Origin of the sequence: Microcoleus sp. Pol11C2, from assembly GCF_036701505.1 — a bacterium.
GTDB lineage: Bacteria > Cyanobacteriota > Cyanobacteriia > Cyanobacteriales > Microcoleaceae > Microcoleus.
Genome location: NZ_JAUBQX010000005.1, coordinates 172,464 through 197,717 on the forward strand (window position 1 = coordinate 172,464; position 25,254 = coordinate 197,717).

Sequence of the window (25,254 nt, forward strand, 5' to 3'; positions counted from 1 at the left end):
TGGTTTAAAGCCGGAACCCATAAGCGGAAGAAATTAAAATAAGACTATTCATTACTCCAATCCTCTTCCTTCCAGGTAGAGGTCGCTGTCAACTGTCAACTGTCAACTGTCAACTGTCAACTGAATAATCTTTTTGAGGACTTACGCATCAAACGGCTAAAAACCGGGTTTCTTCAACTAAAATGCGTCGTTGCCACACCCAATATTCTCCGAGAAACCGGGTTTTTTTTTCGTAAGTCCTATTTTTAAATGCCAGCCCCCGGAGCGGCTTCAGCACCCATTACTAAAACTGTACCGCGAAGGAAATCAATTTGCTGCTGAAAGTCCATGCCCTGAACCTTTCCTAATAAAGCTTTTCCGGCTTCAGGAAGTTGATAGTCGGGAGGCATGGGTATAATAGTTCCTTCGTCCATTCCTACTGCTAAGAAATACCAAAAAGCCAGCTTAGTTTCAGGGCTCATCGAGCCGTACATCCGGCTGATTTCAGTATTGGCTTTTGAGGCAATGTCGCGCATTACTTGTAGTTGTTCTTCGTGGGGCAGCGGTTTGACTTGATCGAACAAACCTTGAGCGATGTCGGAACCGGAAGCACCGGGAGCCGCTGGTGTTATTGACTTGCCCATTTCGGTGTAAACAAACCACAGCAAACCTAATTGGTCGTCTACACTCAAGCTCTGAATATCTGCTTTTCCTTGGTCGTAAGCACCGGTAGTAGTAAATGTCATTCAAGCCTCCAAAATAATATGTATTGCTCAGTTTTCTTATTTGTGAGAAAACTTTTGTTTGCTACTTAAGTTAAAGTACCTAATAAATAGTGATGCTAGAATCTTGCTTAAGACAGAGATGATCCCGAACATAAATTCGGGGATTAAATTTACCAAAATTGGGAAAAATTGCAACCAAAGGATGAGGGAAATTTGCCAATATTGTTGTTAGCGGAGCTCATGATTAGCATGGTTTAGCCGATCGACGATCGCCTATAATCGCAACAGACCTGTATTGAGGTGGCTGTTATGTCGATCGCAACTGCAAAACGCTTCACCATAGCGGAATATCACCGCCTGACAGAACTGGGGTTCTTTGGTGAGGACGATCGAGTTGAGTTAATTAATGGAGAACTTGTGAAAATGGCAGCTAAAGGTACCGCTCACGAAACCTGTCTGAGAAGATTATTGCGGGAATTAAGCGCCCTAGTAGCAGAGCGGGCAACTTTACAGTGTCAATCTCCCATCGTTTTACCGACAAACAGCGAACCTGAACCTGATTTTTCGCTCGTACAAAATCGCCCTGACGACTATCTATCCTCTCACCCCTGTCCAGGGGATATACTGTTGCTGATTGAGATTGCAGATTCTTCTTTGAGTTACGACAAACAGGTTAAGCTCCCCCTTTATGCTGAAGCCGGAATCTCGAACTATTGGATATTTAATTTATCACAAACTTGCTTGGAATGTTACAGCGAGCCGTATCAGAATGCCCCTGGCCAATTTGGTTATCGCAGGACGCTGATTTTTCTGCCCAACGAGTCTGTTAATTTGCCTTATTTTCACGACTTGGCGCTCGATTTATCGAGAGTATTTCCGCCAACTATAGAATCCTGAAGGACTCTGATATTATTCCCAAGAAAATAGGCTGGCAAATAGCCAGCCTAGAATCAGGAGAACTTTATTTCCAATTCGTGGAAAGTCTAGCTAAACAAACCAGAAATACCGTTGACTGCTATTGCTCCAGCCAAAGCGGAAACAACCACAGAAGTCAGAGCCGTACCGAACAGCCACCAAGCTGCTGCTGCTGCCGCTTCGCGCGCATCTTCTGCTTGCTGCTTGGTCTTTTTCTTGAGCTGTTTGATGCGTTTTTTGGCTTCAGATTGCAGGCGTTCCGAGCGTAATAAAACGCTGTCCCGGGCTCCTTCCATTTGGTCAACAATTCGGTGCGCGTCTGTCTCGGAAATATCGGAACGAGAACTCAGCAGGGCAACTAAAGTACCGCGATCGAACTCACCTAAACGCTCTTTAATCGCGTCCAATCCGGCCTGCGGGTCGTCAAACACTTTGCGTAAGTCCCGCTTGATGCCTTCGTAGTTGAGCTCTGGTCGCTCCAGCGAATTGAGATAATCCCGAATTTTCCCGAAAATACCGTCAATTGCTGACTGGAACTTGTCCTGAACCATTTGAACTTGTTCGACAATTTGGTTGCGGACAGATTCAATTTGGTCGGCAATTCTGTTAGCTTCCTCTTCCGAGATGTCTTCCCGCTGCGACAACAATGCTACCAGAGTCGATCGATCGAAGTGCTTCAGGCGATCGCCCAAACTTTGCATCCCCATTCCCGGCTCGCTAAACAGCAACTGCAAATCGCGTTTGATGCTTTCAGGATTGAGTTCTTCCTTGTCCGTATTCCGCAAGTAATTTTCCAAACTGCCTTGGAAATCGCGGACTGTTTTTTGAGCGCGAGAGGCCAAGCGGCGGGGCGATTTCACGATGCTACGAATCGAATCTTGCACGCGATCGATCGTCCGATTGATCTGTTCTTCGCTCAAATCTTCCCGCTGCGACAGCAACTTGACCAAAGTTTCGCGATCGACCTGAGAAAGTCTATCCCGAAGTGCCAAAGCACCCTCTTTGGGATTTTCAAACAATTTGGTCAAATCCCGAGTGATACCTTCTGGATCGAGTTCATCGAGGTTTGTATTCCGCAGGTATTCGCCAATTTTTGCAGTAACTTCCTCGTACTGCTGCTTAGCTCTATCTGCCACTATTTGCGGCGCGTGGATAATGTTGTCGCGCACAGATTCAATCCGGTCGATCGCCTGATTGATCTGTTCTTCGCTGAGGTCTTGGCGCTGTGACAGCAACTGCACCAGCGTATCGCGGTCGAATTGAGACAAGCGTTCTCTCAGCGCTTTAAATCCGGCTTCCGGGTCGTTTAACAGCGTTTGAAACTCGCGCTCGATCGCTTCAGGATTGAGTTCTTCCTTATTAGTATTGCGGAGATAGTCTTCTACCTTTTGTCGCAATTCTTGGGCTTTCGATTGCGCTTGCTCTTGCAATTCTTGAGCTCTAGAAATCACGCGATCGCGCGAACTTTCGAGCCGCCCGATTAACTGATCGGCTTCCTCTGGACTGAAATCTTCCCGCTGACCCAGCAACTGCACCAAAGTATCGCGGTTAAACTGCGAAAGGCGATCGCGCAAAGCCTCAAAACCAGCATCCCGGTCTTCCAAAAGCGCTTGGAAATCCCGTTCGATACCTTCAGGATTCAGCTCATCTTTGCCAGTCGATCGCAAATAATTCTCAATCCGACTCCGCAAATCTTGAGACTGTTCTTCACCAGCAGCAGCTTGCACAATTTCCAACACTTCTTGTCGGACACCTTCAAGCTGTTCGGCAATTTCCGTCACCTGTTCCGGAGCAAACCCCTCGCGGCGCCCCAGAATCCCTACAAAATAATCGGGATTAAACAGCTCTAACTGGCGCAAAACTGCCCCCGGAGAAGCTTCCGGGTCGTAAATCACATCCCTAAATTCCTGCTTGATTGTCTCCCGGTTGAGATGCCACGGTTGGGAATTCATCAAGTAGTTTTCCACATCAGCCTTAGCTGTATTGAAAGGCAGCGCAGGCACTTTGTCGCCCACCTGAGAAGCCAAAGATTTAGCTTTTTGAGTCCCTTGTGCTGTCAGTTGTTGCAACTGACCAGAGATTTTTTCCACATCCAAATCAGACAAATCCGTCCGCGACAAAACAGTGCCCACAAGAGCTTCCACACCCAACTGCATCGCTCGCTTCATGCCGCTGCTGGATTCCGATTTGTTTTCCCTACTTTCCAGAATTTGAGACAGCTTGGCGTTGAGTTCGTCAGACTTCAGCAAATCGGGAGCCGCAAACTTGAGAAAATCAACCAACTCTAAATTCGGGTCTTTCTGCTCTTGCTGCTTGCCGAAAGTTTGCTTCCAAACCCCTTCGAGTTGGTCAGCAACTTGAGTGATTTCCTCTTGAGAAAAGTCGGTGCGACTCTTAACTAAATCCACAAAAGTCTGGCGGTTAACATTCTTCAGAACGTCGCTTCCCGCAATAGATTGGATATCTGCATCGCCCAGCAACTTTTCAAATTGACCGCGAATTTCCTTAACATCTAGTTTCGGTAACTGCAAAGAACCCACATAATCTTGCAGTGTTTCGCGAATGCTATCCGGGTCCACCGCCGAACTCAATTCGCGGCGGACAGCGGCAACAGATGCCTCTACAGTGTTGACCATTTGGTCGCTGGCCATCTTGCCGCCGATCGCTGCACCAGCAGTACCCATGACGCCTTGAATGCCTGAAAAAGCAGTTTTTATCAAGGAACCGATCATGGAACCGACGGCGCTAGAACCGAGCCACACCAGCGTTAAGAAGTACGCAGCCCAGATTACCACACCAATAATTGCCGCTCCGTCTACCGAGGCAATTGAAGTTAGTTTGACTGCCAGAAAACAAGCCAAAAATAAAGCCAGGTTAACGGTGACTAAAATCCAACCCCCGACTAAACCTTCGATTTTGCGAACTTTACGGCCTATACTTTCGGACTCATCATCATCGTCATCGTCGGGTAAAGCCTCGTCCCAATTTGATATTTTGGCGGCTATGGAGAAATTTGTTAACAGGAATTGGAAGCCGAAAGCCATAATGACTCCGGCGATTAATGCCACGAAAAACTGCGGGCTTAAAAACATCAGCCCTCCGATATCGGGGTGGTCAAATGGCACATCAATTTCTACTGGCATTTGTACTGGCATTTGGCCCCTATTGACTTGGGGAGTGTACAGCGACATTAATAACTCGCTTTGAAACATAATTTCCCTCCTAAGTTTTTTTGCCTAACTCGGCATAGCGAAAAGAGTCCCCAACTTTTTTATAGGGGATTTTGTAATCTTTAGATGATGGTTTGTTTTGGTTCGGCTTTATCTTACAGAAGCCCTTATTAGTGAAATTGGGATGAATAGTAAATCAGTTCTCTAGTGATCTCATCCTTACTGCTTATTATGGCTGTGAAAGCTAAAAAATAAATCAGTCTAAAGTCAGAAATTAGTTTTTAAGGGACTGGTAGCAGCAGAGTCCGCCAAAAGTTTTTAAGTTGGAGGCGGGGGCGATTCCCACCAATTCTCAATAGTAGTAAAGTGCGATGTGGTACACTCTACATATCGTAGAGTGCGCTACCTAGTTGAGGATTCGGTTTGATATTTAGGTTCAAAACTAGCTAGTAATTCCTAGGGATTGAGCGGCCTAATCAGTCGGTTGCGATAGAGGATTTCTCAATCTAATTGCAGGCAATTCAACAAACATGATATCGGGTGCGCGGCAGCCTAGGCTAGGAATTTTTGCCGCAGCATTTACCCTCACAGTTGCGAAAGCTGCGAATACAGCCGTACTCCTCGAAACGTTGACTGTGTTTGCGAACAGTAGGATAGGCCAGTAAATATAAGGGAATTCCGATTATTTTGTAAAGCAATCGACCAGCAGCATGAACAATATCCCAAATTTCGCTTAAATTAGGTTCTCGAACAAATTCTCCTATTTCATCTTTTAAGGCAAGCCACTGAGATTGCACAGTAGGAGAGTGACAATTATCAAATACTGCCATACCTTTTTGATAATTTTCCCAAATTTTATTCATATATTTAATCAAATCAGGCTCACGTCTGATAATATCAGAAGTTGATCTGAGATTACAATCATTCGGTATTTTAAGGAAATTAGCTATGCGACTCTCTCAAATGCTTTTTGTCACCCTGCGCGAAGACCCCGCAGAAGCAGAAATTCCCAGCCACAAACTATTACTCCGTGCCGGATACATCCGGCGCATCGGTAGCGGCCTTTACGCTTATCTCCCTTTGATGTGGCGAGTTCTCAAAAAAGTATCTCAAATTGTGCGCGAAGAAATGGACGCTACCGGCGCTCAAGAATGCCTCCTCCCGCAATTGCAACCGGCCGATTTGTGGCGGGAATCCGGCCGCTGGGACACCTACACTCAAGCGGAAGGTATTATGTTTTCCATGACAGACAGGCAGCAGCGAGAATTGGGACTGGGCCCAACTCACGAAGAAGTAATTACTACAATTGCTAAAGATATGATTCGTTCCTATCGGCAATTGCCTTTACATCTTTATCAAATCCAAACTAAGTTTCGCGATGAAATTCGCCCGCGTTTTGGGTTGATGCGCGGTCGCGAATTCATTATGAAAGATGGCTATTCTTTCCACACTAACGAAGAAAGTCTGAAAAAAACTTATCAGGATATGGCTCAAGCTTATAGCAATATGCTGCGCCGATCGGGCTTGCAATTCCGAGCAGTAGATGCTGATTCGGGAGCAATTGGCGGCTCTGGTTCTCAAGAGTTTATGGTGCTGGCAGAAGCGGGCGAGGATGAAGTTCTATATACTGAAGACGGTCAGTATGCCGCTAATGTGGAAAAGGCTGTATCGATGCCTGCTGATGCCGAACCGTCGCCCTTTGCCACTTTTGAAAAGCGGGAAACGCCGGGAACTGAAACAATTGATAAACTTTGCAAATTTTTGAAATGTTCTCCGACGCAAGTTGTCAAAAATGTGCTTTACCAAGCTGTTTATGATAATGGCATCACAGTCTTGGTATTGGTAAGTATTCGCGGCGACCAAGATGTGAATCAGGTAAAGTTGCTCAATGAATTGACGAAGTTAGCGGGCAATTATCAAGCTAAAAATGTTTTATTCTTGACTGTTCCGGATGCGGAAGCTCAGCGGAAATGGGCTGCTAAATCTTTACCTCTCGGTTATATGGCTCCCGATGTTGCTGATGATTATATCGCTGGAAGCAAGCAGGTAAACTCTAAGTTTTTGCGTTTAGTCGATCGCACCGCAGTTGACCTGACAAACTTTGTCACTGGTTCAAACGAATCAGGATACCACGTGGTCGGGGCGAATTGGAACAAAGAATTTCCTCTACCAGCAACGGTTGTAGGTGTCAGAACAGCCAAAAAGGGCGATCGGGCAGTGCACAACCCCGAACAAACCTTGCACAGCGCCAGAGGCATCGAAGTCGGCCACATATTCCAATTAGGCACAAAATACTCCCAAGCAATGGGCGCCACCTACACCAGCGAACAAGGCGAAGAAATGCCCTTTGTGATGGGCTGCTACGGCGTCGGCGTGTCGCGGCTAGCTCAATCGGCCGTAGAACAATCCTACGACAAAGACGGGATAATTTGGCCAGTGGCGATCGCCCCGTATCACGCCATCATTAGCATCCCCAATATTTCCGACGGCCAACAAGTAGAAGTCGCCGAAAAACTCTATGCAGAGCTCAATCAATCAGGCATTGAAACGTTACTAGATGACCGCGATGAACGAGCAGGAGTTAAATTCAAAGATGCCGATTTAATCGGCATTCCCTATCGCATTGTTCCGGGTCGTTCGCTGAAAGCAGGCAAAGTTGAAGTCGTGGAAAGAGCAACTCACAAATCACATGAAATTCTCATAGATGAAGTTAATTCTACGTTGAAACAGTGGATTGAAGCCGCCGTCAGTTAAGACTTTTTAATCCGTAAGGTGCGCGCTGCACCTACATTTAGGATCGCAATCTGCGCGGTGTACACCCTACATTAGCTCCCCTTTTGGGAGCATCTCAATGAAAGCACTCCAGCTAGAAATTGGAGTTTGGAGGCAGGAGACAGGAGGCAGGAGGCAGAATGCAGGAGGAAATAGGAAGAAAGAAGAAGCCAGAAGAAGTGTTGTTACAAATATGAGATACTCCCCCCTCTTCCCTCTTCCTTCCTCCTTCTTCCCTCTTCCTGACATCCATTACATCCGTTACATCCGTTACAGAATCCGTTGCCGAACTTCCTTGAGATGTGAAATTATCTAAAACTTAAAACTCGATATGAATCTGAACCTAAATCAGTTTCTTCGATTCCCTCAATCCCGAATTGGGCGGTACTTAGTTCAAGTAACTGTCGTTGCGGTCGCTTACGCCGTGGGGGCGAGGCTAGCAATTTCAATTCAAGGTGTCAATCCTTTTGCTGCCTCGGTGTGGCCACCCGCAGGAATTGCACAAGCCGGACTTTTATTGTTTGGGAGTAAAGTCTGGCCTGCCATAGTTTTGGGTACATTTTTGCTCAATTTGGTTAACCCAACTGAACAGATATTTGCACTTTGGGTGGGAGGAAACGCCGGGGCAATTCTGCAAGCTGTTTTTGCCGTAACTGCCCTGAGCTGGTTCCGGTTTCGTCCCTCTCTCGAACGCTTGAAAGATGTAATTAATTTAATCTTGTGTGGCGCTCTAATTGCTACTCAAATTAGTTGCACTATTGGCGCCTTTTCTCTATATTTAGCTGGCAAAATAGAGTGGAGTGAATATTGGTCTGTTCGATGGAATTGGTGGTTGGGAGACACCATGGGAGTTTTAATCCTAACTCCATTAATTTTAATATTTATTCGTCCTCAAGTAACGGCAAAACGTTTAAAAATACAAACAGAAACGAAGAAAACTTATTTAATTGAGCGAGGAGTATGGTTAATATTATTGATCGGGGTGAGCTGGCTGGTATTTGAGTCGAAACATGAAGCTTCGATTTCTCGTTATCCCCTGGAATATTTACCGTTTCCTTTGATCATGTGGGCTGCGCTTCAATTCGGTCAGCGAGCCGCTGTCCTAGCATCGTTTATTGTCTCAATCATCGCAATTTTTGGCAGTTCTCATGGAGGGGGCACCTTCACAGCCAAAGCCGACAATATCAATCAAGCTATCTTATTTTTGCAAGCTTTTATGGGTGTAATTACGATTACCTCGCTGTTATTGGCAGCAACAGTCGCTGAACGCACATCAGCGGAGTATTCTTTACGAGAGAGCGAAATTAAATATCGAGAATTGGTGGAAAATGCTAACAGCATTATTCTGAAACTGGACGCTGAGGGCAATATTATTTTTTTTAACGAATTCGCCGAAAATTTCTTTGGTTACAAGGAGGAAGAAATCATTGGAAAAAATGCCTTGGGAACCATTATTCCACAGACGGACATCGAAGGGAATAACTTAGAGTTGGTTTATAGTCAAATTTTACAAAATCCTGAGCGCTTTATTAGCTATGAAAATGAAAATATCCGGCGCAGTGGCGATCGCGTTTGGGTATCTTGGGCAAATAAGCCACTGGTTGATTCAGCGGGCAAAACTTTGGGTATTCTCTGCATCGGGACAGATATCACCGATCGTCGCAAAGCTGAAATAGCGCTGCAAAAGCTCAAGGAAAAGCTGGAAATCCGAGTTGAAGAGCGGACAAATGCCCTGAAACAAAGCGAACTTCAGCTACAGAAACAGAAATCGGCATTAATTGATTTAGCCAAAAATAAAGCGCTGAATCAAGGCGACTTAACAAAAGCGCTTCAAGAAATAACTGAAGCTGCTAGCCGTACTCTGGAAGTGGCCCGATCGAGCGTCTGGGTGTACGATCGCACTAAATCCAAGATGGAGTGCCTGGATTTGTTCGATTGCACTCTCAACCAGCACTCACACGGTTTGGAATTAGCAGCAGCAGACTATCCTGTCTATTTTCAAACACTGCGAGAAGAACGTGCAATTGCTGCCTTTGACGCGCAAAACGATTTTAGAACTAGAGAATTTGCGGAATCTTACCTAATTCCCTTGGGCATCGCTTCTATGCTAGATACGCCGATTCAAATAGGCGGAGAAACCGCAGGAGTTATTTGTTTGGAACACATAGGAAGGCTCCGCTATTGGACGATTGAAGAACAAAGTTTTGCTGTTTCTCTAGCAGACTCTGTAACTTTCGCAGTGGAAGCCCGAGAACGCCAGCGGGCTGAAGAAGCGCTGCGGAAAGCGGAAGAAAAATACCGCAGCATTTTTGAAAATGCGATCGTCGGCATTTTTCAAACTACCCCAGGTGGGCAATTTCTCAGCGCTAATCCTGCTTTGCTTCGCATTTACGGTTACAGTTCACGCGAGGAATTGGTGGGTACACTAACTGATATTAGCCAACAACTTTATGTTGACCCCGATCGCCGCGCCGAGGTGGTCCGCTTAATAGAACAACAAGGCAAAGTATCGGATTTTGAATCTCAAATTTACCGCCGAGATGGCAGTATAATTTGGATTTCAGAAAATACTTATACCGTGCGCGATTCCTACGGAAATTTGCTTTATTACGAAGGTACTGTTCAAGACATCACAACTCGTAAACAAGCTGAGGCAGCTTTGCGTTTAGAACAAGAAAAATCCGACCGTCTCCTGCTAAACGTTTTACCACAACCCATCGCCGACAGATTAAAACAAGACCAAAGCATCATCGCCGATACTTTTGCCGAAGTAACAGTATTATTTGCAGATATAGTCGGTTTTACCACAATTAGTTCCCAAATTTCTCCGCCAGAATTAGTTTCCTTGCTTAACGACATTTTTTCCACATTCGATCGCCTAGCAGAAAAGCACGGATTGGAAAAAATTAAGACGATTGGCGACGCTTACATGGTAGTTGGAGGGCTGCCAATTCCTCGCTTGGATCACGCAGAGGCGATCGCAGAAATGGCCATCGATATGCAGCAGGCAATTATTGACTTTAGCAATACCCACAGTCAAGCTTTTAGCATCAGAATTGGCATCAACACTGGCCCAGTTGTCGCCGGAGTCATTGGGATTAAAAAATTTATTTACGATTTGTGGGGAGACACCGTTAACACCGCTTCCCGCATGGAATCTCACGGCAAGCCAGGGAGCATTCAGGCCACGTTTGCAACTTATGATATATTGCAGGACAAGTATGTATTTGAAAGTCGCGGCGCGATCGAAGTTAAAGGCAAAGGCCTGATGACTACTTATTTACTGAAATGCCGAAAATAGCTTTAGTAAAGGTTTTTCTCTAAAAGTAAGGGCGATCGCACTCTCAAGTGTGCGATCGCCCTCATTTTAATTTAGCCAAGTTTTTTAAAGCTTGTACAGGTTAATTCCAGCTTCCTTCGCCATGATTTCCAAACCCTTGTTTTGCAAGGTTTTAATCGCTTTTGTAGAAAGGTGCAATCTTACCCAGCGCTTCTCCTGCGGCCACCAAACCCGCTTCCACTGCAAATTGGCGTCTTGCAATTTGTGAGTGCGGTGGTGCGAGTGAGAAACTGCAAAACCGTTATTAGCCTTCTTTCCCGTTAGCTGACATTTCCGTGACATATTGCCCTCCAGATTACCGTTTTTTTGCGTGCAGCCTTTCATTATACCCGAAGGAAGAAGGAAGAAGGAAGAAGGCTTGACTTATCCCTTTACCAATAGAAATAAACTCTTGCTCCCCCCCTTAGCAAGGGGGGGTTGGGGGGGATAATTACATCGCACGTTCAGTCAATTTTGTCAAGACTTGATTCGATCGCTCGACAAAATCCTTCATCCCTTCAGCATCGAAACCCTTCTGGGCCATCAAAGCCAAGTCGTAAACGTGGTGACAAATCATACTCGCCAACTGACTGGACGGAGACTCCCCGCCGCCTTGAATAATCGCACCCTGACTCAAACTCGCCAGATTTTGAATCAGCGGGTGAGAGGTATTCACCAGCAAAACGTGTTCTTCGGGGAATTCGGCGGCTTGCTGCTGCAAAAGCGCCGTCATGTCGCGCATCCGGCGCAAAGCTTCCGGCAAAAGTACGATCGCAGGTGGCGTCGCCTCCGCAGAGTCAGACTTCAAAGCTTCTGTGCGAATGTTCACTTTCGGCTTATTGAGAGCTTTTTGGAACATTTCTTTAACTTGTTCGCTGCGAGTTTTATTCGTCGCCGGATCGACAATTTCCGCTTCTTTCTCTTTGTCAATTAGCGTTTCGTCGATGTCCGAATCAACCCGCGAGAATTTGACATCTGAGTATTCTCGTTCCAAGAAGCTGATAAAGTGCGTGTCGATGAAAGAATCCATAAACAGCACTTCTAAACCTTGGCTTTTGTGCATAGCAACATAAGTTGCTTGAGACGCCGGATCGGTACAATAAAAGACACGATTTTCGTGGCGTTTTTGATTGCGTTCCAAATACTCTTTTAGAGTCGTGTAAGGCTGCGTGGAACTAGAATTTTCCGACTTCGGAGTGACATCTTGCCACAAATCTCCTTCCTCACTTTGCACCTGAACTTCGGGCGTTACAGTTTCTGGCTTCTCGGCTGTTGGCTCGTAGGTGCTGCGGTAGATTAAGATATCTTCGACTTGCTTTTTGAACTTGTCATCGTTGAGAGTTCCGAACTTGACAAAAGTGCCGATATCTTGCCAGCAGCGAATGTATTCGTTGCGGTCGTCGCGGTAGAGCTCTTTCAGGCGATCGCCCACTTTTTTCGCAATATAATCAGCGATTCTCCGCACAGTGCGATTGCTTTGCAAAGAACTGCGAGAAACGTTCAGGGGAATGTCGGTACTGTCAATGACTCCCCGCAGCGGCATCAAGAATTTCGGGATAATTTCTTCGCAGTGGTCGCTGACAAAAACCTGGTTGCAGAATAACTTAATATTGCCTTGGGTAACATCGACATCCGGGCGCAGTTTGGGAAAGTAAAGAATCCCGTTGACAATGAAAGGATAATCTGTATTCAGGTGTACCCACAGCAGCGGCTCGTCTTGGAACGGATAAAGGTAGCGGTACAGTTCTAAGTAATCTTCTTTTTGCAAATTGCTGGCTGATTCCCGCCAAATTGCTTTGTGCTTGTTGAGTTCCTCTCCCTCAAATTTGATGGGAACTGGCATGAAATCGCAGTAAGTTTTGATTAACTGCTTAATGCGGCTGGGTTCTAAATATTCTTCTTCTTCGTCTTGGAGGGTAAGAGTAATAGTAGTTCCGCGTTCTGTGCGGGAAGATTCTGATAGTTGAAAAGCGGGAGAACCGTCGCAAGACCAGTGTACTGCTTGCGAGCCTTCTTGGTAAGAAAGAGTATCAATCTCTACTTTCTTTGCCACCATGAAAGAAGAGTAGAAACCTAGGCCGAAGTGACCGATGATTGCGTCGTCGCCACTGCCTTGGTATTTTTGAATAAATTCTTCTGCGCTGGAGAAAGCGACTTGGTTGATGTATTTTTTTACCTCGTCGGGGGTCATCCCGATCCCGTTATCGGAAATTGAGAGGGTTTTGTTTTCTTTGTCGATCGCTATGTTGATTTGCGGTTCGCCCATGTCGCCGCCGTATTCGCCGGAACGGGAAACCATTTTGAGTTTGGCAATGGCATCGACGCCGTTAGAAATTAGTTCCCGCAAGAAGACTTCGTGGTCAGTGTATAGTGACTTCTTGATAATCGGGAAAATATTTTCGGTATGGATTGAGATTGTTCCCTGTTCTAAAACTGTCATAATTTTTCTCTGTGATGACTGCTAATTGCTGAGAAATAGCTATTTAATGATTTTCGGCGATCGTGCTCTCTTCTGCAAAAGGGATTACCACAAAAAGATGATTCGGTTTTCCCCACATCTTGCACAATTCTCAATTAGCCTTTCACTGGCGGGTTCTCCTGTCCAACCCCTACTCCCCACAAGATATTTCAATTTTTGTGGAACAGGCCCAAAAGCCTGTTAAGCGAACATGGTGCAAGATGTCAGTTGCCCTCACATAGTAGCTCACAAAGGCAACTGCAGGAGAAAGGTGCTGCCGGAACCCAACTCGCTGCGGGCGCTGAGGCTGCCGCGGTGGGCGCGGGCTATGGTTTGGGCGATCGCCAATCCCAGTCCCGAACCGCCGGTATGGCGCGATCGATCGCTGTTGACTCGGTAAAATCGATCGAATATTCGCTCTAAATCTGCCGCCGCCATCCCAATACCGGTATCTTGAACCTGAACGATCGCCTCTTGGTGGCTGCAATCTAAAATAACTGTTACTTTCCCGCCCGCCGGAGTGTATTGAATGGCATTAACAATTAAATTAGCAACTAAGCGATAAAGTTGGTCGGAATTGCCGACAACATTTAATTGCTGCTGGACTCGCACTTCGGATGTTAACGCTACCTTAGAAGCGATCGCCATTGCGGCCAATTCCTCGACTAAATCGCTCACCAAGTCATTCAAACAACACAATTGAGGGCGATCGCGTATCGCCTGATTATCCATGCGAGCCAGCAGCAGCAAATCAGCAACTAACTGAGTCAATCGTCGGTTTTGGCGATCGATCGTCCGCAAAATTTCCCGCGCTTCTTTTTCATCTAATTGAGGCGTCAACAGGGCCGATTCTACAGTCGCCTGCGAAGCCGCTAAAGGCGTCCGCAATTCGTGGGCTGCATCCGCTGTAAACTGTTGAATTTGTCGGTAGGAAGAGTAAATCGGTTTCATTGCCAATCCTGCCAACAACCAACTAGCAAAGCCTATCAAAATCAATGCTGTAGGCAATCCTAATTTCAAAACCCATTTCACTGTACTGAGATAATCATTGAAGTCTTGCAGGCTCCGCCCAACTTGAAAATATCCCCAATCTTGCTGTGTTTTGGTGTGTAGCGCTACAGAAATTTGGTGGTAAACCTTGCCTTTGGCGTCAGTTATTGTTTGCCAGTATTGGGAGCTAAATTCAGGTGGTAATTCTTCGGGATAAGCGCCTGCTGTAGCAATTAATTTCCCCGAATAATCAAATAAACGAATATAGTAATAGCCTTGGTTGATAGCGCTTAAAATATGGCGACTTGGCAACTGTTCTTTAATGCCTTTAACTCCAATTAGGCGGAGGTTGGGCAAAAGTTCGTTTACTATAGGCTCCAAGCGTCCGGGCTGCTGCAATTTGAGTTCTAGGCTGTCGTGTAGCGTCCCCGCTACCGATTCTAATTCCCGGTCTATGGCTACCCAGTGAGCGTGGGCGATCGCCTTATATACGCCAAATCCCAACAAGCTTAAAATCAAACCCATTACAGCCGCATAGGAAATGGCTAATTGCCAGCGAGTTCGGTTAAATAGTTTATTTTGATTCATTTAAACTTATATTTTATATAATTTAGAACGAAGGCTAACTGTTACAAATAAGGCTGCAATTTTACGTATGTAGTTGCGCTTCAGCGCTCTTAGCTAGCCCTGTCTGGCGTGTTAAATCTGAACCATACAAAAAGCCGAAAACCCCTATTTCAAGTTCTGATTTTTGAGACTTCAATCAAGGAAAATTGCTTGGGGGAGCTTGGACTCAGAATCAAAACGCCTAAAGTTAGTAGGCTCGTTACTCACCTTGACACGGCTAAGCGCTTTTAGCTTAGGAAAGAGCGCTGAAGCGCAACTAAATACCTTTGTGCCAGTTAGCCTTAGTCCTCTAATTGTTAAGAACAGGCAAGATGCCTGTCCCACAAAAATTAAATTTTATTGTGGGGGCGACCGGAGAACCCGCCCTACTTTAATTTCTCATGCGGTATCCGACGCCGTGAACGGTTTCAATTAAATTCGCGCCACCAACCGACTCAAGTTTGCGCCGCAGCAACCGCACTTGAGCTGCTACCACATTGCTAAAGGTATCTGCACTCGCCTCCCATAGCTGATTCCGAATTTGGTCAGTGGTGATAATTTGGTTGGGATGTTTCATAAAGTATTCTAGCAGTTGAAACTCTTTGTTTGTTAGAGCAATTATCTGGCTGTGGCCACTTCGATCGAGATGGCACACAGTGCGTGTTCCGCAGTCCAAAACTAGATTTCCTACCTGTAGCTGTTGTGGCTGAATTTGGGGCGATCGCCTTTGCAAAGCCCGCAATCTTGCTAACAGTTCCGCCATGCCAAACGGTTTAACTAAATAATCGTCAGCCCCGGCGTCTAGTCCCGCCACTTTATCTTCCATGCGGTCTTTTGCTGTTAGCATCAAGACGGGCAGGGCGCTATTTTTAGCACGCAATCTCCGCAGCAGTTCCAAGCCTGATATTCCTGGTAGCAACCAGTCAAAAATAGCTAGGTTATATTGCGTCCACTGACTGTCTAAATATTCCCAAGCTTCACTGCCATCTAGGGCCCAATCAACTATATATTTTTCCTGCTTTAAAGTGCGATCGATCGCTTTCCCTAAATCTGGCTCATCTTCAACTAGCAAAACTCTCATAACTCTAATTTATAGCGGTAAATCCTTATACATTGTTAGCGATCGGCAGCATCTACCCCAATCTTTAAGCTCACATACTGAGATGAAATCAGCATGAAATATTCTGAATTCGCAGAAAAAAAGAACAGTTGACAATAATTGACAACAAGCTGGTAATGTCTTATAATCAACCACGAGTAAATTTTTGAGAAAAGTTTTCAATAAGTTATGACAGATTTATCCGATCGTCCCGCCATTAAAAAGGCTGGGCGCTGGAGTCGCCGTCAACTGCTACAGCTAGGAATAGCTGGGGCTGGGGTAGCGGGTGGCGCAATCGCACTTCAAAACTTGACTCGCAAACCGACATCAGTCGCGAGAATACCGCCTATCCCCGCAGATGCACTCACCGTCAGCAAGATTAACCCGATGCAAATTGCGCGGGATTTTGATTACGGCACGGTGACGCGCGAAAACGGGCGCACGGTTAGGGAATTTCGCCTGGAAGCTAATACTTCGATCGTCCAACTTAACAGCGCCGTCACTTTCAACGCCTGGAACGTCAACAATCGCGTGCCGGGGCCGACATTAAGGGCAACAGAGGGCGATCGTATCCGCGTCATTTTTTATAACAAAGCCGGAGATTCTCATTCGCTGCACTTTCACGGCGTTCATACCAGCGAAATGGATGGCGTTAAACCAGTGAAACACGGTTCGGTATTTATTTATGAATTCGATGCCAATCCCTACGGAGTGCATCTATATCACTGCCATATTGAACCCGTAACTCGCCATATAGGTAAAGGACTCTATGGAATGTTCATCATCGATCCGCCAAAACCCCGCCCTCCTGCAGATGAAATCTTGTTAATCATGGGAGGATACGACGTAAACGACGACAAAAAAAACGAGCTTTACGCTTTTAACGGGTTGCCCAATTATTACATGAACAACCCGATACCTATTTACCGAAATCAGCTAATCCGGCTGTACGTTCTCAACCTGATTGAGTATGAAGCGGCAGTAACTTTTCACCTGCACGCCAACTTTTTTGACGTATATCGCACGGGGATGACTTTGACTCCCAGTGAAAGAACCGATGTCATCACAATGGGAGTAGCTGAAAGACATATTTTAGAATTTACTTACGGCTATGCTGGAAAATTTATGTTTCATCCCCATCAAGATGCGATCGCCGAAGCTGGCTGCATGGGTGTATTTGAAGTCCTCACTTAAACCAAATCCTGCTACCATGGTGCGCCGATTCAAATAAAGAAATTATGAAATTATTTGACAAGCTCGATCGCAAATAGGTAGAATGAATAGCTCGCAAATAATTGAGAATTATTCTTAATAACTTGCGAAACCAAACGCACATAACGTAAAAATTAGCAACTGCCATGTTATCCACATTTCGTTTATTACCTAGAGTCACTGCTACAGCCATCCTCGTTGCTCTGGCTGGTTGCGCTTCCCCCACGGCTAGCAACACCGACAGCACACCCTCACCCGCTGCCACAGCCAGTCCCGCATCCACAAGCGGTCACAGCGGGCATCACGGCGGCAAAGGCGGCATCAACATCAATACTGCCATTCTTTCAGAGTTAGATAAACTCGAAGCCAAGTTAGGAGTGCCGGCACTTTCTAACAAAATTCAAGCCAGCCGCCCTTACGGAAAAGTCGAAGAATTGGTTTCAAAAAATGTCATTACTCAAGCGCAATTCGACCAAATCAAAGACTTGGTAACTATTGAAAATGTGGTGCTGACAGGCGAACCCAAAGATGTAGATTACATGACTAAACTTGGCTTGATGAAAGGCCATCTTTTCGTAGCCCAAGAACTCTTGGATCAAGGCAAACCAGACCAGGCAGAACCGCACATCGGGCATCCAGTCGAAGAAATTTATGCCGATGTGGAAGATCAGCTAAACGAGCGTAAAATTCCTGAATTTAAGGCTACTTTAATTAAATTGCAAGATTTAGTTAAAGCGGGTGCAAAAGATCCGGCTCAAGTGAAAGCAGAATTTGACACATCAATGCAAGCAGTTGATGGAGCAATTGCCGCTCTTCCCGAAACGCAGCGAAAAGATCCGAAATTCGTGCTGCAAGTGATTAACGGCTTGTTGGATACAGCTAATTCCGAATACGGAGCGGCAGTTGCTAACGGCAAAATTTCCGCAATTATTGAATACCAAGATTCGCGGGGTTTTGTCATGTACGCGGAAAGCCTGTACAAAGATATTGCCGAGCAAGTGGCTAAAACCAGCCCGGAAATTGACAAAGCAATTGTTGCCAACATGAATGAACTTAAGACAAATTGGCCAACTGCGATCGCGCCGGCGGCCCCCGTAAAAACCACGGAACAAGTCAACCAGCTAGTTAAATCGATCGAGAACGACAGCCAAAAAGTTCTCAAACCCGCATCTTAAAAAATTTAACTGAAACCGCCAACGGTAATTGGTAAAAAAATTACCAATTACCTCCCGATATTACCTCAACTAAAAAGATGAATTTTAGCGAAGCATTGCCCACATTTGTAATTACTCTCCGCGAAGGAGTCGAAGCCGCTTTAGTTGTCGGCATCGTTCTCGCTTGCCTCAAAAAGTCTGGACAAAGCTATTTAAGCCGTTGGGTTTTTGGGGGGGTAGGAGTTGGACTTATTGCCAGCGCTTTTATAGGTGTACTGTTGGTCTGGACGATGCAAATTTTGTCCGCATCCAATCAGCCTTTTGCACCGATTATGGAATTGCTGCTAGAAGCAATCTTTGGGATTATAGCAATAGCAATGCTGAGCTGGATGCTGATTTGGATGACCAAGCAAGCGCGATTTATGAAAGCCGAAGTCGAAGGCGCTGTAAATGCTGCCTTAACGCAAAACTCTCATGCCGGTTGGGGCGTATTTAGTTTAGTTTTTATTGCCGTTTTGCGGGAAGGGTTTGAAACTGTTTTGTTTGTCGTCGCCAAGTTTCAACAAGGCATTATTCCGGCGCTCGGCGCTTTGGGGGGCATTCTCTCAGCCACCGGATTTGGTGTCCTGCTGTTTAAATGGGGAGTCAAAATTAATATCCGCCTGTTTTTTAAATATATGGGCATTTTATTGCTCTTGATTGTAGCGGGTTTAGTGGTATCTACTTTGGGGCTTTTTGACAGCGCGATGAATATTTTATCGCAAACAAACCGCGAATCAGCAGCACTGTGTTTCTATTACGAAAGATTTACTAAAATCCACTCTTGCATTCTCGGGCCGATGGTCTGGAATACCTCGCAACTGCTTCCCGAAGACAAGTTTCCAGGTTTGTTGTTGAGTGCGCTGTTTGGCTACACGGATAAGCTATATGTCGTGCAGGCGATCGCTTATTTCGTCTTTTTAATTACCGTCGGCGGCATTTACTTTCAAAGTTTGGCAGGTCGAGTGTTTTTCCCATTCAAAAAAACCCAGGCAAGTAAATAGGAAATTAACTGCGAGCGAAATACGATCGGCTTTTTAGTGGAAACGCAGGAGGCAGTTGTTTGTTGCTAATAACTAATGCGCCCATAAGTTAGAGCGCATTAGGAAATCAGCTATCTATTGATTGAAGGTAAAACGACCGTCAACTTTTTCTCCGTTAATATCCGCAGTAACTTTCACGGGATAACTTCCTGCATCTTTGCCGGGAAACACCACAGCGTAATGTTTGCCCTCAGCATCATACTTGAGAGCTAGGGTTTGCTGCTTTCCATTCGGCAACTGCACTTGAGCCGTCACTTTCGCGTTAGGAACTGGTTCCTTGTTATCCTCTTTTAGCAAATAAAAATCTAAATGAGTTCCGGTAGCTTCTTTTTCAGTTACAAACTCTAAATGGTAAGCTCCCGACTCCACAACTTGCCCTCCTTTAGTCGCTTTTCCAGGAGCAGCGGCGGGAGGCGAAGACGCAGGTTGAGAGGCTACAGGAGGGGATGCTGGATTGCTATTTGTATCGCTTGCTTGGTCCCCTTTACTGCAAGCTCCCAAAAACAGCAATCCAACACTACCTAAAACAATTAAATTTGATTTAAGCGATTTCATTTTTTTGACTCCTTGCTGAGTGACAATAATTAGAAATTATCACACATTAACTACCTTCCCGTCTTCAAGAACTGGCTGAGGTTGTTGAGGTCGTAAAAAATGCCCAAATTGAGCATACAAAGCTGGCAAAACTAACAGAGTTAAGGCTGTAGAAGTAAATAACCCTCCTAAAACTACGACTGACAGCGGTTGCAAAATTTCCTTGCCCGCCCCACCTTCAAAGACTAAAGGTGCTAAACCCAAAGCTGAAGTTAAAGCGGTCATCAGGATGGCGTTGAGCCGTTCCATCGAGCCTTTAATAATTGCTTCCTTAAAAGGCAGTCCTTCAGCAAATTTAGTGTTGTAGTTGTCTACTAAAAGCAAGCCGTTACGGGTAGCAACGCCGAATAATGTGACAAAGCCAACCAGGGAAGCTACAGAGATGATGCCGCCAGTCAAAGCTACCGCAATTACTCCTCCTACTAATCCGATCGGCAAATTAATCATAATCATAGCAGTTGAAGCGATAGACTTGACGGACAAGTACATCAATACTGTAATTACAAAAAAGGCGATCGCACTAAATATCATAATATTTTGCGAAGCTCTTTGCTCAGCTTCAAATTGACCGCCGTACTGGATAAAATAGCCAAAAGGCAACTCTACCTCTCGTTTGACTTTAGCTTGAATTTCATTCACAACCGATCGCAAATCCCTACCTTTAGCATTAGCCGCTGCCACAATCAAGCGAGAAACATTCTCGCGGTTAATCGTATTTGGACCCGTACCGTATTTTACAGTAGCAACTTGGGCGAGGGGAATCTTATTGCCGCTCGGAGTATCAACTAACAAATTCTGAATAGTTTCTAAGTTATTTCTAGCTTCAGGCTGCAACCAAACAACTAAATCGAAAGTTTGCTGCACCTCCAAAACTTGAGAAACAACCTTGCCGTTCAAAGCTGTTTCAATTATTTCTGAAAGTTCTCCGATTTTCAAACCGTATCTACCTGCTGCTTGACGGTTAAACTTAATTTGAATTTGTTGCACAGGCACCTGCGGTTCGAGTTGAAAATCTACAATTCCCTCAACTGTTTTCATTTGCTCTTCAACTTGGGCACCGATGCTGCGAAGTTGATCCAAATCCGGGCCAAAGATTTTGACAGCAATCTGACTCCTGACACCAGATAAAACCTCATCCATCCGGTGAGAAATAAAACCGCCGATATTTGGTGCAACTCCCGGCAATTTAGCGAATTCCTGCCGCAGCGATTCCAAAGTTTTCGGCCTGTTTTTCATCCCTGCCTCGCTTAAACCGATATCAATGTGAGCTAAATTGACTCCCGCAGCATCAGAATCTCCCGGAGCTCTGCCCGATCGCACTTGCACGTATTCAAACCTGGTATCATCCTTAAGTGCATCTTCAATAGCAAAAGCCGCGCTATCTGTTGTTTCCAAAGACACCCCCGGATAAAGCATAATAGTATTTACCAAAGTTTGCTCCTGAAACTCCGGCAAAAACACCCGTCCAAAGGAAGGCAAAATAATTAGTGCAGTCACCATACTAGCAGCAGCAAAAACTAAAATTATTCCCGAATAGCGCATTGATAATTTTATAAAAAAGTGATATATTTTCTTGCAAAATCTCGGCAGCCAAGGTTCCGCAGCAGTCATACGTTTGTTAGGCAACAAGATAGCGCAAAGGGCCGGAGATATTAACAGCGATTCCAGACTAGAAATCACAACAACTACCAGATAAGTAATCCCCATAGGCGTAAAAATTCGACCTTCTACACCGGGCAAAGTAAAAATAGGAGAAAACACCACAATCCCAATAACAGTTGCTCCAATTAACGAATCGCGCACCTCCTGACTGCCATCAAAAATCACATCCATCACCGGGCGAGGATGAAGAGAAGACGTATTTTCTCTCAAGTTGCGGTAGGTATTTTCGGCATAGACGATCGCATCGTCGATCGCAGTGCCGATCGCCACCGACAAACCCCCCAAAGTCATCGTATTTAATCCCAGCCCCAGCCAATACATCGCCAGCAGCGCCAACAGCCAAGTCAGAAAGAAATCTAGTAAAACAACCGCCAGAGTGCGCCAATTCATCAAAAACGGGATGAGAATAAGGGTGACGATAATACTGCCTTCAACTAAAGCCGATCGCACATTCTCCACCGAGGAATTAATATATTCTTCCTGTCGAAAAGTCACAGTAACTTTAATATCTTTTGGCAGAGCTTGCTGCACCTCAGCCATTGCTGCCTCAACCTCTTTAGTTACCGTCGGAGTATCAGCAACTGGCTGTCTGTTTACCATCACAATCACAGCTTTTTTGCCCTTAAAACTGCCATCGCCCCGCTTGATAGCAGCCCCAATCTTGACATCAGCCACATCACCAATTCTGACGGGCGTTCCGTGGCGAGAGTCGATCGCCGATTGCTGCAAATCTTCCAGAGACTCAATCCGCCCCACCCCCCGGATTAAAGTTTCTCGATCCGGCGTAATTAAATACCCCCCCGGCGCGTTAACATTCGCAGCAGCAGCCGCTTCGGCAACTTGCTGCAACGACACATTAAAAGCTTTCAACTTGGCAGGTTCTACTAATACTTGATACTGCCTTTCTTCGCCGCCGTAAGCTACTACTTGAGCAACGCCCGTCACTGCCAGAAGCCGATTTGTGACTTGCCAATCAACCAGACGGCGCACTTCCATCAAAGGAGTAGTTTCTGATGTAAAAGCATAGGTAATAACAGTGCCCACAGGAGAAGTTGTGGGAGAAATTTGTGGTGTTTCTACCCCAGCCGGGAGTTTGCTTTGCGCTTGCTGTAAGCGTTCTGTGATCAACTGCCGCGCTTGATAAGTTTCCGTTCCCCAATCAAAGATTACCTTAACCGCAGAAAGGCCCACAGCCGAAGATGATCGCACTGCTGTTACCCCAGGAGTTCCGTTAATGGCACTTTCGATCGGTAGTGTTACCAAAGACTCGATTTCTTCCGGCGCGAGTCCCGGTGCTTCCGTCTGAATTTCGACTTGCGGGGGTGCAAAAGGAGGGAATACATCAAGCGACATTTGGGGAATGATAGAAAATGTCCAAAGGCTAACAATAATGGTAGCGATAACAACTAGCCAGCGGCGGTTTATTACCCATCTAAGAATAGTGCTGAACATTTTATTATCTTGGAGTTAATAGATACATACTTCTGCAAACTAAATTGCTATATTCACGCAATTGTTTACTTCAAACTCTTGACTTCTATCTCTTGAGTTTTAACCTGATGGTTGTCATTGTGTAACAGCAGTTCATTGTCCAACGTCGATGCAGAGCTGGAAAAACTATTGTTTCGGACATTGTTTCCAGAATCCGCTGCTATTGCTGGCAATTTGCGCCGATTTCCCCACAACACGCCGGCTGTGAAAGTCAGAGATGCGATCGCAACTCCTCCCCCTATTCCCGCCCACCATAAAGACACGGGGAAATTATTAAAATTAACCTCTGTTGCCTTGGGAGGTGCGTCTTTCTTTTCATCGTCTTTTGAGGGCTTGCTACCGCCCCGCAAAGATTGTGCGTAAAGTTGAGGTGCTCGCTGCGTTACTATCAAATCTCCCTCGAATAAACCCCTCTTCACTTCAACTTTATCTCCCGCCGTTTGACCGAGTTCAATTTCAACCACTTGATAAGCATTGCCATTTTGGACGTAAACGGTTTTTTTGCCGCTAACATCCACTACCGCCGCACTCGGAATTGCTAAAATATTTGTTGCAGTTTTGTCGGTTAAAATCTCCAACTCAGCAAACAGTCCTGGCTTTAATTCACCGTTAATATTATCTAGTTCTGCTTTCACCGCCACCACCCGCGTTTCTCCTTCCACGGATGACCCAATTAAGGCGATTTTTCCATTGAAAGTGCGATCGGGTAAATTAGCGACTTTTACCCTGACTTCCTGACCCTGTTTTACTTTATTGAGGTCTTTTTCGTAAATATTGGCTGTGGCAAAAACGCGGCTGTCATTTAACAGACTCATCAACGGTTTTTCAGTGTTTACTGACTCTCCTGGGGTGATTTCGCGATCGGCTACCGTCCCCGAAATCGGAGCAACTACGGTAACGAGTCCTCGATCGTTGGCAACAGTTCCTAATTGTTGGAGTCGCGCTTGATAGGCTGCGTCAGCCAAGCGAATGCGCGACTGAGCGACTTCGACGGCAGTTTTGGCGCGTTTGAGTTGGTTCTCGGCTTCTAGGACTTCCCGGCGGCTCTGAACTCTGGTAAGTTGAGCTTTTGCTTCTGCTACTCTGCCTTGAGATTCCCGCAATTCCCGCATAGGGAGGTCTACTTCGGCTTGTTTAATTTCGGTTTCGGCTTTGATAACTTCAGGACGGCTTTTTGCCTTAGCAACAGCGGCTTGTGCTTCGGCGAAGTGGGCTTGCGATTCCAGCATTGTGCGCCGCGCGATCGCCCCCGATGCCACTAATTCTTTGTCGCGATCGAACTGTTCTTTAGCCACAGTCAGTTCAGTTTCTGCCCGCGCTATTTCTGCTTGCGCTATTTCAACTTGACGCTGATAGTTTTCTTTAGCAACTTTGACAACAGAGCGCTTATTTACTAATTCTTGCTCTTTTTCGTACTGTTGGCTAGTTGCTGCTAATTGAGTTGTGGCCTGTGCTATTTCAGCTTCAGCTATTTTCACCAGGCGATCGTAATTTTCTCGTGCTAGTTTAAGATCGCCTTCCGCTTGCTGCAAATCTGCCTCAGCTTCGGCACGTTTCGAGAGAGATTCAACCCGCAATTGTCCTAATTCTGAACTGGATAAAACCGCAACCAGTTGACCTTTTGATACTTTGTCCCCAGGCTTAACGAGCAACTCTACTACTTTCCCAGCAACAGGAGCCGTAACTTCTACTTTTTCGTTGGGTAAAGTTTCAATTTCTCCTGTGGTTTTGATGCCGATATCTAGTCGCTGGCGAGCGGCAGGGGAGACTTTAATTCCTAATCGTTTTGCTGTTTCGGCATCGACAGAAATAGCAGCAGGAGTTTCAGTTGTTTCGCCGCTTTGGTGAAATTCATCTCCGTGTCCCGCGTGTGCCAAAACGACAGCCGGAGAACTTAGCCAAATTAGGCTGAACAACGTTCCAGAAAATCTGCTAATAATTGCCCGAGATTGAGCATATTTGTGGAATATCATCGTTGGCATTGTCCTTGAAATCAGGTTGAGTGCCACAGGTTTAGCAGTTGGTA

Annotated in this window: 16 protein-coding genes; 6 read left to right on the plus strand and 10 right to left on the minus strand. The window is 45.7% G+C overall.

The window, feature by feature from the left end; translation table 11 throughout:
- Window positions 1-245 precede the first annotated feature (245 nt).
- Window positions 246-725, minus strand: a complete 480-nt coding sequence (locus QUA42_RS05340; protein ID WP_333135758.1) for an orange carotenoid protein N-terminal domain-containing protein — start codon at window positions 723-725, stop codon at window positions 246-248.
- Between the two features lie 288 nt (window positions 726-1,013).
- Between QUA42_RS05340 and QUA42_RS05345 the strand changes: the two genes are divergently transcribed.
- A complete protein-coding gene (locus QUA42_RS05345) occupies window positions 1,014-1,601 on the plus strand; it encodes a Uma2 family endonuclease (RefSeq protein ID WP_333135760.1) in 588 nt (195 codons plus the stop codon).
- A gap of 86 nt (window positions 1,602-1,687) precedes the next feature.
- On the opposite strand, the gene QUA42_RS05350 is transcribed toward QUA42_RS05345, so the two are convergent.
- Window positions 1,688-4,831 (minus strand): MFS transporter, encoded by a 3,144-nt coding sequence (locus tag QUA42_RS05350; protein ID WP_333135762.1) that lies wholly within the window; start codon window positions 4,829-4,831, stop codon window positions 1,688-1,690.
- A 515-nt stretch (window positions 4,832-5,346) separates the two neighbouring features.
- Window positions 5,347-5,652 (minus strand): hypothetical protein, encoded by a 306-nt coding sequence (locus tag QUA42_RS05355; RefSeq protein WP_333135764.1) that lies wholly within the window; start codon window positions 5,650-5,652, stop codon window positions 5,347-5,349.
- Window positions 5,653-5,737: 85 nt separating this feature from the next.
- Between QUA42_RS05355 and proS the strand changes: the two genes are divergently transcribed.
- Together proS and QUA42_RS05365 are read left to right on the plus strand one after the other, a co-directional pair.
- Complete coding sequence (gene proS / locus QUA42_RS05360) at window positions 5,738-7,543, plus strand: proline--tRNA ligase (RefSeq protein ID WP_333135766.1); 1,806 nt, start codon at window positions 5,738-5,740, stop codon at window positions 7,541-7,543.
- Window positions 7,544-7,892: 349 nt separating this feature from the next.
- On the plus strand, window positions 7,893-10,862 hold the full coding sequence (locus QUA42_RS05365) for an adenylate/guanylate cyclase domain-containing protein (protein WP_333135768.1): 2,970 nt from the start codon (window positions 7,893-7,895) through the stop codon (window positions 10,860-10,862).
- A gap of 84 nt (window positions 10,863-10,946) precedes the next feature.
- Here the strand turns inward: QUA42_RS05365 and rpmB are convergent, their stop codons facing one another.
- The 4 genes from rpmB to rppA form a co-directional block, all read right to left on the minus strand.
- Window positions 10,947-11,183, minus strand: a complete 237-nt coding sequence (gene rpmB / locus QUA42_RS05370) for a 50S ribosomal protein L28 (RefSeq protein WP_015177569.1) — start codon at window positions 11,181-11,183, stop codon at window positions 10,947-10,949.
- Window positions 11,184-11,331: 148 nt separating this feature from the next.
- Window positions 11,332-13,320 (minus strand): molecular chaperone HtpG, encoded by a 1,989-nt coding sequence (gene htpG / locus QUA42_RS05375; protein WP_333135770.1) that lies wholly within the window; start codon window positions 13,318-13,320, stop codon window positions 11,332-11,334.
- Window positions 13,321-13,584: 264 nt separating this feature from the next.
- Window positions 13,585-14,916, minus strand: a complete 1,332-nt coding sequence (gene rppB, locus QUA42_RS05380; RefSeq protein ID WP_333135772.1) for a two-component system sensor histidine kinase RppB — start codon at window positions 14,914-14,916, stop codon at window positions 13,585-13,587.
- A gap of 409 nt (window positions 14,917-15,325) precedes the next feature.
- Window positions 15,326-16,015, minus strand: coding sequence for a two-component system response regulator RppA (gene rppA, locus QUA42_RS05385; protein ID WP_333135774.1), 690 nt, complete (start codon window positions 16,013-16,015; stop codon window positions 15,326-15,328).
- Between the two features lie 207 nt (window positions 16,016-16,222).
- Here rppA and QUA42_RS05390 point away from each other — a divergent pair, with 207 nt between their 5' ends.
- The 3 genes from QUA42_RS05390 to QUA42_RS05400 all read left to right on the plus strand — a co-directional run bounded on the left by QUA42_RS05390 (window position 16,223) and on the right by QUA42_RS05400 (window position 19,442).
- A complete protein-coding gene (locus QUA42_RS05390) occupies window positions 16,223-17,227 on the plus strand; it encodes a multicopper oxidase domain-containing protein (protein WP_333135776.1) in 1,005 nt (334 codons plus the stop codon).
- A gap of 164 nt (window positions 17,228-17,391) precedes the next feature.
- Entirely contained in the window at window positions 17,392-18,420 is a 1,029-nt protein-coding gene (locus QUA42_RS05395) for a helix-hairpin-helix domain-containing protein (protein WP_333135777.1), read from the plus strand.
- 77 nt (window positions 18,421-18,497) lie between these two features.
- A complete protein-coding gene (locus tag QUA42_RS05400; protein ID WP_333135780.1) occupies window positions 18,498-19,442 on the plus strand; it encodes an FTR1 family protein in 945 nt (314 codons plus the stop codon).
- A gap of 114 nt (window positions 19,443-19,556) precedes the next feature.
- Here the strand turns inward: QUA42_RS05400 and QUA42_RS05405 are convergent, their stop codons facing one another.
- From QUA42_RS05405 to QUA42_RS05415, 3 genes are all read right to left on the minus strand, one after another.
- Complete coding sequence (locus tag QUA42_RS05405; protein ID WP_333135782.1) at window positions 19,557-20,036, minus strand: hypothetical protein; 480 nt, start codon at window positions 20,034-20,036, stop codon at window positions 19,557-19,559.
- A 39-nt stretch (window positions 20,037-20,075) separates the two neighbouring features.
- A complete protein-coding gene (locus tag QUA42_RS05410) occupies window positions 20,076-23,189 on the minus strand; it encodes an efflux RND transporter permease subunit (RefSeq protein WP_333135783.1) in 3,114 nt (1,037 codons plus the stop codon).
- 65 nt (window positions 23,190-23,254) lie between these two features.
- Window positions 23,255-25,210 carry an efflux RND transporter periplasmic adaptor subunit gene (locus QUA42_RS05415; RefSeq protein WP_445301290.1) on the minus strand — a complete coding sequence of 652 codons (1,956 nt, stop codon included), beginning with the start codon at window positions 25,208-25,210 and terminating at the stop codon, window positions 23,255-23,257.
- Window positions 25,211-25,254: the final 44 nt, after the last annotated feature.